The organism is Paenibacillus sp. GCM10027628, from assembly GCF_042676385.1.
In the GTDB taxonomy this organism is placed as follows: Bacteria; Bacillota; Bacilli; order Paenibacillales; family NBRC-103111; genus Paenibacillus_E.
Map to the genome: position 1 here is coordinate 75,439 of NZ_JBHTHA010000003.1, position 14,787 is coordinate 90,225.

Sequence of the window (14,787 nt, forward strand, 5' to 3'; positions counted from 1 at the left end):
AATGATAATGGGAAAAAGCAAGAGAATGGTCTGTTTCTTACTGGCATGGATGCTTGCCTTATGCAATCTGCCTGTCTTTATCGCATCGGCAAGCGAGCCATACACGCTGGATAACTTGCTGGCGGCGGATATGGATACGCACTTTGACGGGGGAACAAGCCCGTTTACGTTAGACAAGAGCACGACCGGAGGATCGCAAAAGATTGTAAAGGTTAACGGCAACAACGCGCTCGAGCTTCGCGATGCTTCGCTCGGTTCGAATTTGGCCAGCTATTTTTATTATCAGTTGAACAGCGGCCGACTCAAGAATCGCATCAATGAAGTCTATAATATGCCGGCGGGAAGCCCTCCGGTGGAGTTTATCCTCGAATACAAGCTCAAGCGCAGCGCTGCAAGCGATAAGCCTGTAGCCAAAGATATTTACGCCCAGCTCCAATTCGCGCCTTACGACAATAATCTGGTACCTCGCTTCCCGGCGGATGTGCCGAGTATTGCGGGTACCGCGGCTTATCTGAACAGCCAGCCGGATGTGCTGCTGCCGGTTAACGACAGCGATTTACCGAGTTACCGATTTAAGGTGTACCCCAATGGCGGGCAGCGCACCATCACGAGTGTGAAGCTTGCATTCTCTGTTCGCGTTGATACCGGCGGTACGGATGAAGCTTACATCATCGACGATCTGGCGCTTTATGAAGTGAAAACCGGGCAGACTCAGGACGGCCAAGCGCCTACGGCGCCATCAAATTTAACGTTTACGGGGAAGTCGGATACGAGTGTGAACCTGTCATGGACGGCTTCGACGGACAATGTGGGCGTTACCCGATACGACATTTACCGGGATGGCATTTTATTTGATAATGTAAGCGGTGTCACAACGACGTATGCCGCCATTGGATTGTCGCCGAATACGACGTATCGTTATTCCGTGAAAGCGAGGGATGGTGCGGGAAACGTATCGGATGCCAGTAATGAAGTCTCGGCGACGACGGATCCATCGGCCGGCGGGTTGCCTGCACCTTTGGGAAACCGGGATATCGGCAAAGTAAATCCTGTCGGCAGTGCAAGCTACAACCCGGATACCGGCACGTTCAGGGTACAGGGTTCCGGTACTGATATTTGGGGGACGGAGGATGCGTTCCAGTATGTATACCAGCCTTGGAAGGGAGATGGCCAAGTGGTGGCCCGCGTCTACGGTGTGGAGAATACGGTCACTTGGACAAAGCCTGGGGTTATGATCCGGGGGAGCATGTCGGAGCAGTCGCCTTATGCGATGATGGCGGTTACGCCTGCCAACGGGGCGGTTTATCTAGATCGTCTACAAACGGGAGCGGCCTCAACACTGACGTCGGGGACGAAAGCGGTGTCGCCATATTGGGTAAAGCTGGTGCGGGTGGGCAATGTGATCAGCGCCTACGATTCGAGTGACGGCACGAACTGGACGCTGGTTAAGAAAGAGGCGATGAATCTGCCGGAGACGGTGTACTTCGGACTGGCAGTGACGAGCCACAACACTGGAAAGCTGGCCACGGCGATATTCGATCATGTGAGCATCGGCCAAGTCCCTCCGTCGGAAAGCACAAATTCACCCTATCCGGGAACGATCGAGAGCAGAAGACAGTGGCTATGGGACAAAACCAAAACCATGTCGGAAATGGGCTTGCAATTAAATATCGTCCAGTACGTGGCCCAAATTCTCGATAAACAAAATGTAGATGTGAATCTTCAAAAAATTGACAAAATGTTTCAAATTTATGATCCCGAGCAGTATAAAACGGTTTCCAAAATGTATGCCTATCTGATGGTCGGCGACCAATTCAGAAGTTCCATGATGGACCATGTCAAATGGTATTTCTCGCAATATGCTTATGCCAAGCTGCCGCAAACTGAAAACCTCAGGATGAGCAATTATACGGCAGGATATTTAGTGGGCCAGTATTTTCCCGATCTTAAAGATTTGAATGGCAATTCCGGGGATACGCTGAAAAGCATGAATAGAGCTAATATCGAGGCTATGATTAATGCGGGGGTTCATTATGGGTGGGCTGAATATGAAAGCCCGGAATACACGTTTATGACTTACTTCTGTCTGAATGCCTTATACCAGTATTCCAATGAACCGGATTTTAAGCAGAAAGTAAAAATGGCCATGGATGTGATGTGGTTTGAGTGGGCGAATGACTGGATTGACGGAAACTTCATTTCCACTTCTAATCGGGCAAAAGGCGACTCCGTTTCAGCGAGCGACCCGACATGGAGAGGGGCAGACCATACGGCTTTATCCTGGATGTATTTCGGCTCCCATCGCGCGCAGGAAGGGATAGGCGAATCGGACGCCATGGTTCCTTCCACTTACCGGCCCTATTTAGAATATTTGGGTATGGTTCTGTATCGTGGCATGAACTATACGCCGCCGGAAATGGCTGTCCGAATCGGACAGTCTGCGAATAAAAGCTACACCTCACGCAAGACCAATATGCAGAATTCGAGCGGACGCAACTTGAAAACCTACCGTCAGGCTTATGTACAACCGAATTGGGGCCTTGCAACTGAGGTAACCTACAATCGGGTCGATAACTGGATTGAAGATATTCCTGTTGCCTTACGCTGGCATTCGGCTAAGCCGAACCCGCTGTTTAGGGTCAATGCCGATCAGGGCGACAGCCCTATTGGAAATTACGATCAACCCGCAAACCATCGGATTATGCAGGACGGGAAAGCGGCCGTAGCTGTGTATAAATTAGTAAACAGCCCAAGCTCGAATTATCTCAACGCCATGTTTCCGGACACAGGCTCGATCATAACCCGGCAAGAGCAATCAGGATGGGTCTTTTCCGATACCGGTCCGATGTATTTTGCCTTTAAAATGATAAAGCCTTACGCCTGGTATTATCAGACGCCTACGGATCCGGCGAATAAAGTCAAGACAACGACCCAACTGCATCCTACGAAGCAATTGCTTTATAACTATAATATACTTCGCAGTCAGGCTGACACGAACGGCTGGGTGCTAGAAACCGCAGATGCCTCGGAGTATCCGGACTTCGTCAGCTTCAAGAACGCTATTCTGACGAATACGATGATAGACAGTTCTCATATCGATGATACGAATCCGCGTCTGATTTACAAAAGCTTAAACGGAGATTCGATGGACATTACCTTTGATTCAGCTGCCGACGCTTATAACAACACACATAAAATCAATGGCAATGCCATCAATTATTCGGCTTTCAAGCTTTTTGATACGCCTTGGCTTCAGCAGGGTCAGAACTCGGATACGTTTACCGCGACTCAGGGCGGTGAAGTAATGACCTACAATTTCAACAATTGGACGATAACCAAACAAGGTGAGTCTGTGATTGTTCCTAACGGCAGCTTTGAAAAGGGAGGAACAACCCCTGATGACTGGACCGACAGTTCTTGGGGAGGAACCCCTGTCAGAACATGGGACACTGTCACGTCCAGAACCTATGGCCATGCTGTGAAAATCGATAATAAAGCGCCTGGCGATTACGGCGGGTGGAGCCTGACGGGCGGTAAGCGGATAGCCGTTAATCCCGGAGGCGCGTATACGCTCAGAGCATGGGTTAAAACCAATAATGTCAACCTAGTTGACGGGGCCCATGCAGGAATAACGTTCTTCAAGAACGACGGGACTACGGTCTCCGGCAATACTTCCTTTTCAAATTTTGTGAGGGGCACCGGTAATTGGACCCAAATCGAAGTGACCGCAACGGCGCCGACTGATGCTGCCAAGATTGGGCTTGATTTGAGGCTTAAGGGAGCCGGAACCGCTTGGTTTGATGACGTAGAACTGGTTGGCCCCGCTCCCCAAATGGATGGCACGCCCCCGGTCACCGCAGTTGCGGTAAACCCGGCTCTTCCGGATGGAGCCAACGGCTGGTATGTCCATCCGGTACAGCTGACTTTAAGTGCAGAAGACAATCTGTCCGGAGCTGCGACAACGGAGTACAGTTTGGATGGGGGCGTTTCATGGGCATTGTATTCGGAACCGGTGACGCTGGATAAAGATTCCGAATATACCGTCAGCTATCGCTCGACAGACCATTCAGGAAACGTGGAAGCCGCAAAGTCTGTCAGCATCCATCTGGATTCGACGGATCCGATCATCACAGGTGCACCGACGACGAGTGCAAACGAGAACGGCTGGTATAACACCGATGTAACGTCACTTTACCTGTACGGATGCCTTGTCAGGCATAGGGGGCTGTAATCAGGACACTACCGTCTCTGCGGAAGGTACGGATCAAAGTGTGAGGGGGGAAGCCACGGATCAAGCAGGGAATACCGCCTTTGTTGCTGTAGCGGGTATCAACATCGACAAAACGGCACCTGCGACTACGGATGACGCTCCTGCCGGCTGGGTGAACAAGGACGTGAATGTAACGCTCACCGCCAGTGATAGCGGTTCAGGTATTGTCGGCACTTACTACACGGTTGATGGTGGGGCCCAGCAGCAAGGCACATCCATTGCGATAACGGCAGAGGGTACGCACTCGATTTCCTACTGGAGCGTTGACAGAGCAGGCAACGTTGAAACTCCGCATACGGCGACCGTACAAATTGACAAGACGGCTCCAAGTCTTAGAGTCGTTATGGATAAAACCGCTCTGTGGCCGCCTAATCACCAAATGATTACGGTGAGTGCATCTGTTTATGCCGATGACAGCTTATCCGGAATTGGCTCTGTTGTCCTTACATCCATTACCAGCAACGAGCCGGACAGCGGGTTAGGTGAAGGCGATTTGCCAAACGACGTTCAAGGTGCAGAAATCGGCGCTGCGGATACGCAATTTATGCTTCGGGCTGAAAGGGCCGGTAACGGCGGCGGACGAATTTATACCATTACGTATACGGTTATCGATCGTGCAGGCAATAAAACGGATGCGGTGACGACCGTTACTGTTCCTCATAGTCAGTCAATGATTAGGTAAGATTCAGGACCGGTACATGTTGTGCCGGTCCTTTTGGGGTATGCACGGGGTGGGCATTGGCCCTGATTAGACTTCTTTATGACGGTATCCGGCGGTAAAGCAGATAGATACTGCGTGCGACTTTGAACTTAGCGGGTTTTTATGACTTTTCCCCGGTATTATTGTCCTTCGCTCCGGTTTTCCGGCCATTCGATTTCCGATAAGCTAGCTAGTGTAAGCACTTTCTTCATCGGGCATGGTCAGAGACAGAGAACGGACAGGAGGAGAACGGGATGGAACTGGTGACCGCCAAGATCACCGAATCTAGAGAAACACCGCTGATGCGACAGATAAGGAGGATTTGGAAATATAAGTTGTTATACGCACTGCTGCTTCCCGCCATCGTTTGGGTTTTCGTATTCGATTATCTCCCGCTTTACGGGATCAGCATTGCGTTTATGGATTACAATGCCATTCAGGGCTTCTCCGGCAGCCAATGGGTCGGGCTCAAATATTTCCGGGCGCTGTTCGAATCGGAGATGTTCCTGAATGCTTTCAAGAATACGCTGCTTATCAGCCTGTACAAAATGATCAGCGGCTTTCTTTGTCCGATCTTGTTAGCGCTTGCACTCAATGAAATTAGGGTTGTCTGGTTCAAAAAAACGCTCCAAACGGCCGTCTATTTGCCAAGGTTCGTGTCCTGGGTCGTGTACGGGGGAATCATCACGCTGCTGCTTTCGCCCGAAACGGGTGTCATTAACAAAATCATCGAGTTCTTCGGCGGCAATCCCGCTTACCTGCTTGTGGAGCCTGCCTATTTCCGTACGATCCTTGTCGTCACGGATGCCATGAAGGAAATGGGCTGGGCAGCCATTATCTATATCGCCGCCATTGCCGGGCTTAACCCGGAAGTATATGAGGCGGCTATCATGGACGGTGCGACCAGATTTCAGCGAATTCTTCACGTCACTTTGCCGGGTATTACAGGGACGATCATCGTCATCTTCATCCTGAGAGTCGGATATATCATGAGCGCCGGTCTGGATCAGGTCATCAACTTGTACAATCCGATGGTCTTCGAAGTCGGAGATATTTTGGATACGTACATTTACCGTGTAGGCATCGAGCAATTCAGTCTTAGCCTTGCGGCTGCTGCTGACGTCATCAAAGGGGCTATAGGGCTTGTGTTGATGCTGGTGGCCAATCAAGTCGCCAAACGGATCCATGATTCCGGTATATTCTGACGAAGGAGAAGAGAACCGATGAAGCTTACGAAAGGCGAGAGCGCTTTTGTCGCGACCAATTATGTTGTTCTGACCGTTTTAACGATCATCATCGTGATTCCTTTCTGGTACGTTATTTCCGTATCGGTGACACCGTACCATATTTTCAGCGAGAAGAACGGTTTGATCCTGTTTCCGACCTCGCTTAGTTTGGAGTACTACGCTTACTTGCTCAAGGAAGGTTCGCTGATTTTTTCCGCTTACGGCAATACGATCCGCAATACGGCAGGAGGCGTCCTGCTCGCGTTATTCCTTACCACAACAGCGGCTTACGCGCTTGCGGAGAAAAGGTTGCCCGGCAGGCGAGTCGTGATGCTCTACTTCGTTTTCACCATGCTGTTCAAGGGCGGGATGATCCCCACCTATATCACCATCAAGCAGTTGGGTTTGCTGAATACGAACTATGTGCTCATTCTGGTCATGGCCTACAGCGCTTTCAACATGATCATTATGAAATCGTTCTTTGAAGGCATCCCCGAGAGTTTGCGGGAATCCGCTTCGATCGATGGCGCGTCCGAGTTCCGAATTCTGTGGCAGATCGTGCTGCCCTTATCCAAGCCGGTCATTGCTACGATCGGTCTCCTTTATTTGGTCGTCTATTGGAACGACTTTTTCAATGCGATGCTCTATGTGACCGATTGGCACAAAGCTCCCGTACAGCTCGTGCTTCGTACCATTATTGCCAGTTCCAGCCTCCCACCGGAGCTGCTTGAAGCGGCAGGCTCAACGCCGCCGCCAACAATCGGCATCCAGATGGCCGCCATTGTAATCGTAGCTTTACCCATACTTATCATCTACCCGTTCATTCAAAAGCATTTCGAACAGGGCATGCTGATCGGATCGGTGAAAGGCTAGAAGGTTTGCTTTCCGGCTTCATCCCCATGGGGCGCATATAAAAGAAAAACCAAGGAGGTCTGTTCATCATGTCAAATCAAGCGAAAGTTTGGTCGCATGGCGTGCTTGCGGCCATATTGGCCGGCACGGTTACCGTCGCGGGGTGCAGTAAGGCCGGCGACCCGGCTGCGGCTTCGTCTTCGCCGTCAGCAAGTACGGTCTCGGCAGCACCAAAATCGGAGGAGCCTTACGAGCTTAAATGGTTAAAGGCTCAGGACATCTCCAAGCCTTACGATCCAACGAAAGATGCCGTCAAGCAAGCCGTCGAGAAAAAGCTTAACATCAAAATCGTTCCGGAGATGGTGGACGTCCAGCAGTACAAAACGAAGCTGAATCTGAAAATGTCCAGCGGCGACATTCCCGATGTGGTCCGAATCGATTTTGCCGACGATTTCCAGAAATATGCGCAGCAGGGCGCTTTCGTCGACCTTACGAACCTGATTAACGAAAAGGATACGCCGAATATTCTCAAGGAAGTGCCGAAGGAAGTGTTCGAGCAGGCGAAAGTGAACGGCAAAATTTACGGTATCCCTTATCAGGGAGGACCGGGGGCCGGATACCGCTGGAACCTGGTGCTGCGTAAGGATTATGTGGAAGGCATGGGCGCTCAGGTACCGAAAACGCTGGATGAATATTACAACCTGCTAAAAAAAGTCAAGGCGGAGAAGCCGGACGTGATTCCTCTGGGCGGCTATACGGCTCAGATCGGCCAGCAGAAGTACGCCAACAATTCCTTTGATCATATTTTTGGCGCTTTTGGCGTGACACCCGGCTTTTTCACGGAGAAGGACGGTAAGTTCAACAACTATGATATTGATCCGAAAATGAGAGAAGCACTGCTGTATCTGCAAAAAATGTACGCAGAAGGACTCATTGACAAAGAATTCGCGACCATTAAAGAAGAGCAGCTGCGGGCGAAGCTGTATAGCGGTAAATTATTCTCCTGGATGGGCTGGTGGTCCACGCCGAACGATTACGATACCCAGGTCGAAACCAACGAGCTTAAGAAATCCGGAAAACTGGCAGCAGACGGGAAGCTCCCTGACCAGTCCAATCAACCGTTCAAATATTTGACCTTGACCGATTCGCTTGTCGGAACGGATGGCAAAGCGGTTGCCCCAGCTGGCGCACCATTCGGTCAAATGCACGCGATCAGCGCCAAGACGAAGGATCCGAAGAAAGTGCTGTCCATCATCGAGAACTCGTTGTCGCTTGAGAACCAAATGCTAACCGTATGGGGCATTGAAGGAGAAGATTACAAGATCGACAACGGCAAGATGAAGGTTGTTACCGATCTGGTCGATCCGAAGACGCAGCAAGACAAGAACGGAAACTTCCGTGCGATTCAAAGCTACCTGTTCGCTCCTGGTCTCAAAGGCTGGCCACGTTACCTGGAGTCGCTTCCGCTTCGCCATTCACAGGCGCTGGACGTCGCTATTCATAATAAATTCCAAATTACGGACGCATCCAACTATCTGGACTCCCCGACCAAAATCGCCAAACTGGTGGAGCTGAACACGATGCGCGATTCCGTCTTTACGCAAATTATTATGGGCGGCGACATCAAGAAGTTCGACGAATTCGTGGAAAAGTGGAAATCGCAAGGCGGAGCCAAAATTTTGAGCGAGCTGGAGGAATCTTTTAAGAAAAAGTCAGGCAAGTAGAATCTGTTAGAAACCGGAACCTCCCGCCAGTTATGAGATGCCTGGATTGGCGGGGGTTCTTTTCACCATTACTGGAGGTGATTGATTTATGAAACGAACGTTTAGAAGCTTATGCATGCTGATGCTTGCCTTGCTTTTGCTGCCCTGGTTTCCGGTTCATGCCGGTGCGACGGAGCCGTCACCGCTGTTTGAGGACAATTTTGCAGGAGGTCTGAGCAACTGGGATTTGTTCGGAAGCACATCATGGGCAACCGAAGGCAGTGGGATAGATGCCCTGCTTAAAGGTACAACAGATGCGACTTCTCCCCAGCGCGCGATAGTCAAGTCATCCAAGCTGCCTTATGGCTCCACGGATTACAACATCGGATTTATGGCGAAGGGAGACCGCTTCAGGCTGGTATTCCGTTACGCCTCAGGGACCAGTTATTATTTTCTTGAATTTAAAAATACGAAGTCCGTCGAATTATGGAAATATCCGAACTCGTCTACAAGCGTTCAGGTCGGGACACCTGTCGATATTGGAGCGGCCGTCACGGGATTCAGTCTAACGGATTGGCATCAATACCGGATTGAGGTGAAGGGGAGCGAGTATAAGCTCCTCATTGATGGGGTTTCTGTTACGACGTTTAGCGACTCGGCGCTAACCGCAGGCGGGATTGGCTTTTCGCTGAAAAGTATCGGTCCAGCCGTTAGCGTGAACGTGAAGCAGCTGCTTGTAACGCCGATTGCCCCAGAGGCTGCGTTCAAGATCGTACATACCCCGGCGGCAGAAGTTCCATATAATACGGATCTGCCGGTTTCCTTCACCCTGACGGATGTGTCGAATGCCTCTGCCAGCGCTTCGATCCATTATGCCTATGGGGACGATGCGCCTGATCAAATCATTCCGGCCGCGGGAAGCGGGAGTGGCCCGTATTCGGGCACAATTGCCGGATCGAATCGGGATAACAAGATTCGTTATTACATAACGGCGCAAGACGCTGCAGGCAGGGTGGCGCGCTACCCCGATACCGGGGAGATTACTGTCCCTATCCGCGAGATCGTGCCTTATGCGAATGACTTTGAAGGAGAGACGGCGGGTGCGGCGCCGGCAGGTTGGAAAGTGGGAGGTAACACCAAGGTCATCCAGCTTCCGGATGGCAATAAAGTGTTCAATTTGAATGGTTCGGGCAGCGCCAAGCTGAATATTCCGATGTACCAAAACGCGGATAATTTTACCGTCAAATTCAAAGCGAAATACGAACGAACGAGCACAGCTGTGCAGAACACCTGGCGGTTTCGTTATCGTGCCGTCGACGACGCGAACAATAACGCTATGGAGTGGGCGACACATAACTCCAAATATTTTATCATGCGGAAAACAACGCTCGGCGGCAACTATTATATAGCCAACTATGTCAAATCGATGCTCGATGAGTGGCATGATTACGAGCTTCGCGTAAGCGGCATCACCCATAAGCTGTTCATTGACGGGGTGGAAATCGCAAGCGGGGACGATTCCGATCCGCTCGCACTGAAGAAAGGGTACTTTCAATGGAATGTCGTTGGCGGCATCAATTTGATGATTGACAATTTCACCATTGAACCGATCCCGGTGCCTTATGTGATGGATCTGCAGCCTTCCGGCAATTATGCCGGCATTTATACGCAGGAGGAGTCGCCGGGCTTCAAGCTGGCTTTGGAAGCAGGAGCGGAGGCGCATGACTTTCAGATCGATTATACCGTGCGCCGGGCAGACGGGGACCAATCGATCGTTGCAACAGGAACGAAGTCGTACCGTTTAGAAAAATATGCGAAGCAAACCGAAATTGTGCCTTTTGAGCCAAGGCTTAGCGCGATCGGCACCTTTGAAGTGTCGGCTGCTTTTACAGTTGATGGCATAGCGCAGCCTGCCCAATCGAAAAAGATGCGGCTGGCCGTGATCCATCAAGCAGCGCCCGTCCTGGCACCCGATTTGGACAATGAGAGTAAGTTCGGCCTGAACACGCACTATGCGCTCAATTGGAACGACGATATCATAGACGGAGCCCGCAAGTTGGGGGCGCGCCACCACCGCTCCGGCATTTCATGGGAAGACGTGGACAAAAACGTGAAGGATGCATTAGGAAATACGGTGTACGATTACAGCAGGGTGGATCCGCAGCTTAATAAGCTGTTTTCGTATGGATTTAATCAAATTACAGTGTTAGGCATTGATAAAAACGCCGGCTATCAGGAAGGAACCGTCAACACGACCTCTTCTCTGAAAGCAATGGGCGACTTCGTAGCTCGCACGGTCAGCCGATATAAAGGCCAAATCCGGCAATGGGAGATGCCGAACGAACCCGAGATTTTCTCCAAGCCCTATGTGCCTAGCGAATTCGTACAATTACAAAAAGTAGCATATTTGAATATGAAAAAGGCCGATCCGGACGCGATGCTGCTTGCCGGCGATCACACCTCCAGCGTGCGCAGCGTTCTTCCCAAGGAGTTGGAAGCAGGCTCATTCGATTATGCCGACGCCTATTCTTATCATCCGTATGTCTATAACTCCATGCCGGACGGCAACTTACAAAGTGTCATTGACGGCGTGAAAGAACTTGTAAACGTTTACGGTGGATGGAAAGATTATTATTTGACGGAGGGCGGCTGGCCGACGGCCAAAGCCGGTTACCCTTCGGTTTCAGAGGAAACTCAGCGCGACTATATCGTTCGCGCCTTCCTGAACGATATGATAACGGATCAGGTGAAGGCATACGAATATTACAATTACAAAAATGACGGTACGGATGATCGGTATTACGATATTTTCTGGGGGATGACCGACAATGACGGGAGGCCGAAGCTGGCTTACGCCGCCGTCAATCAATTGATGACTACGCTGGATCAAGCGCGTTACATCGGAACCTGGGACACCGGTGATCCGGACGTCGCCATTCATGTGTTTCTGAACAAAGGAAAACCGGTTATAGCTGCATGGAAAAAAGTAGACCAAAAAGACAATCCGGCCATCAAACCACCTGTAAGCACGATCACGCTTCCATTTGCCGCAGGGGGCGTGCAGATCAAGGACATTAATGGTGTAGACATTCCTGTAACGGCCGTGAACGGTAGCGTGCAGCTTACTGTATCCGGATCGCCTGTCTACATCACGGGGGCATCCGCCGAATTTGTTTTCCAATCCGCGATGAAGCTGTTGCAAGGCAAGCGGCAGGCAGCGGCACTCAAGCTTGGCGTGGCAAAGACGCAGGACAACGCGGCTCTGATCGAGGCCGATATGGCAGAGCTTAACCGCATAGCCTCGCAGATAGAGGCGGCGGCGGGGAGTGGAAGCAAGGCAACTGGGTTGGAGCAGGGCGTCAAGGAGATATACACATTGATGGGTCAGATCGCCGGGCAGATCAAGAACGGCTCCGTGGACCATGCTTCCGGATACGTGGCGCTTGAGGCGCTATATAACATGGCGGAGAGCGTATCCGTCGCCCTGTCCTTTGCACTCGAAGGCTCCGGCGCGAACAGCCTGGATTATGCGTCCGCGGTGCAAGCCGCGACCGCATCGTTCAATGCCAAAAAAGGCGCCTACAGCGTCATGCCGATCTCAACCTCAGCCGTACTGCGCTTGAACAGATACGGTAGGCTGGCGGAAGCAGCTTTCAAACGAGGCAGCTTCGCAGAAAGCTACGCATACAATTTATTGGCGCGGGAGTTTGCGGCAGCAGCTGCTGCCATTGTTGATTCGGAGGCAGCCAAATTTATCGGCGTTTTGGCCAATGTCGTACCGACACAAGAGAGTGGAGAGGCCGGTTACGCCAGTACGATTAACCTATCCCTGGTAAACAACACGGACGTTCCCCAACAGGTTACTGTCAACTTGAAAGTGCCGGCTGGATGGGAATCTTCTCCGGCGACAACCGATGTGACGATTCCTGCGCAAAGCTCGCTTGAGCAGTCCTACGCTGTGCTCGTCCCGGAGAATTCCCTAAAGGGCCGATATGATATTTCTTTTGACATCGTGCATAACGGCTCGGTATTCGATTCGAAGAAGGTGCAGTTAACCGTAGAAGACGGCATCGATGTGAAGCTCCTTCCAGTGAAGAAGACCATTGAAGAATTGGATATTTTGTCCATTCAATTGACAGGAACTTCGTCTTTAGCCAAGACAGGCAAGGTAACCGTTAAAGGCCCGGACGGCGCATTATTGGTGCCGGTCGCCTCGGATGCGTTCAGCGCGCTGCAGAAAGGGGAACACGTTCAGCTGGATTTCCGGTGGACGTATCATCAACCTCTGCCGTTCAACGAATATGCCGTAGATATACAAGTTGAAGAGACGGCCCGTAACAAGGAGATTTTCCGCGATCCGGTCATGCCGGTCGAATTCAATCTTATTCAGCAGGCCCGCAATGTGACGGTCGACGGCGACCTGAGCGATTGGCAGGATGCATTCCCGTTTCATCTTCGCAGCAAGACGCAGAATTCGAGCGGCTACCACGATCCGGACAATTTGGAGGCGACGGCGTACGCCAAGTGGGCTTCCGATGGACTGTATATAGCCGTTTCGGTTCGGGATGACATCCATAAACAATCGGAGAATGCGGCCAATTTGTGGAAGAATGACTCTGTCCAGATCAGTCTGGACCCGTTGAATAACCGGGAATCGCCGTATGGCGCGGATGATACGGAATGGGGCTTTGCCCTGACGGATGACGGTAAGCTGCTCGTCAATATTTTTAACTCCACGCTGCCGAATCCGAATGGGGACGTGAGCGGACTGACGCCGTTCCGAGCGGTTCGGGACGAGGCGGCAGGCAGAACGATGTACGAGGTGAAAATACCATCCTCCTATGTTAAAGATTTGAAGCCAGGGCTCGGAGGAACCATCGGATTGAACGTCGCCGTCAACGATGCGGATCTCCAGAACGGCCGGGATGACTTTATCCAATGGACCAAAGGGACGGCGGACTCGAAGAACACAGCGTTGTATGATTCCTTTCTGTTCATGGACTATAACCCGCCGATTCCGGCAGCGGGCGTTTCCCTGGAACCTCAAGAGCTGCTGCTCCGTCCTGGACAGGAAGCGCCGTTAGCGGCTAACGTCACACCGGTTGAGGCCACAGATAAGACGCTGCTTTGGTCGAGCGCGAATCCAACGGTTGCTGATGTCACCTATAGCGGGACGGTAAAAGCGGTAAGCGACGGGGTAACCGCCGTTACAGTGACAACCAGGGATGGCGGATTCCAGTCTTCCGCGACATTGACGGTGGATGGCACTGCGCCTGTAACTGTCGACAACGCAGCTCCTGGCTGGCACCATGAGGCCCAAACCGTAACCTTGTCGGCTTACGATCAATTGAGCGGTGTCACTCAGACGAATTACCGTCTGGACAACGGATCGCTGATGGCCGGGACCACCGTAACGGTGTCGGGAGACGGGATTCATTCGCTTACTTACTACAGTACGGATCGGGCGGGCAATGCGGAAATGCCAAAAACGGTCGAGGTCAGAATCGATTCAACGCCGCCGGTTATCCGTATGACGGGACCGCTGACCGTATCTCGTGTAACGTACGGAACTTTGGCTTTTGCAGCGGAAGATTCGGGAAGCGGCTTAGTCGAAACATCCTTCCTGTTGGATGGCTTATCCATACCGAACCCTTACGCATTCGAACCGATGTCCATTGCAACGGGCGAACATCATTTAACCATAGAAGCGACAGACGCAGCGGGCAACCGGGAGACGGAGAATTTGATCTTAACGATCACATTTACCATAGAAGAGCTGGATGAAATGCTCGCATACTGCTATGAAAAAGGCTGGATCGACGGCCGGGGCATATTGAACAGTCTCCTGGCGAAGGTTCAACAAATTCAAAAGGATGCCGCCGAAGATCAGAAAAAAGTCGACTTCAACCCCTTGCTCCAAGAAATCCAAGCGCAAACCGGCAAAAAAATTGTTGCTGCATTTGCATCGAGTTTAAAGGAAGATATCGCCTATTTGAAGAAACCATAAAAGAAATAAGCCCCCTCGGACGGCATATA

Annotated in this window: 6 protein-coding genes; all 6 read left to right on the forward strand. The window is 51.4% G+C overall.

What is annotated here, in order from left to right; translation table 11 throughout:
• The first annotated feature begins 1 nt into the window (after nt 1).
• The 6 genes from ACFQZT_RS07320 (at nt 2) to ACFQZT_RS07345 (ending at nt 14,758) form a co-directional block, all read left to right on the forward strand.
• Nucleotides 2-4,231, forward strand: a complete 4,230-nt coding sequence (locus ACFQZT_RS07320; protein ID WP_379298159.1) for an OmpL47-type beta-barrel domain-containing protein — start codon at nt 2-4, stop codon at nt 4,229-4,231.
• Nucleotides 4,209-4,952 carry an OmpL47-type beta-barrel domain-containing protein gene (locus ACFQZT_RS07325; RefSeq protein ID WP_379298161.1) on the forward strand — a complete coding sequence of 248 codons (744 nt, stop codon included), beginning with the start codon at nt 4,209-4,211 and terminating at the stop codon, nt 4,950-4,952. The genes ACFQZT_RS07320 and ACFQZT_RS07325 overlap by 23 nt, the downstream gene beginning before the upstream one ends.
• 272 nt (nt 4,953-5,224) lie before the next feature.
• A complete protein-coding gene (locus ACFQZT_RS07330; protein ID WP_379298163.1) occupies nt 5,225-6,175 on the forward strand; it encodes an ABC transporter permease in 951 nt (316 codons plus the stop codon).
• Between the two features lie 18 nt (nt 6,176-6,193).
• On the forward strand, nt 6,194-7,069 hold the full coding sequence (locus ACFQZT_RS07335; protein WP_379298165.1) for a carbohydrate ABC transporter permease: 876 nt from the start codon (nt 6,194-6,196) through the stop codon (nt 7,067-7,069).
• 68 nt (nt 7,070-7,137) lie between these two features.
• Entirely contained in the window at nt 7,138-8,772 is a 1,635-nt protein-coding gene (locus ACFQZT_RS07340) for an extracellular solute-binding protein (RefSeq protein ID WP_379298167.1), read from the forward strand.
• An 88-nt stretch (nt 8,773-8,860) separates the two neighbouring features.
• Nucleotides 8,861-14,758, forward strand: coding sequence for an OmpL47-type beta-barrel domain-containing protein (locus ACFQZT_RS07345; RefSeq protein ID WP_379298169.1), 5,898 nt, complete (start codon nt 8,861-8,863; stop codon nt 14,756-14,758).
• The last annotated feature ends 29 nt before the right edge of the window (nt 14,759-14,787 follow it).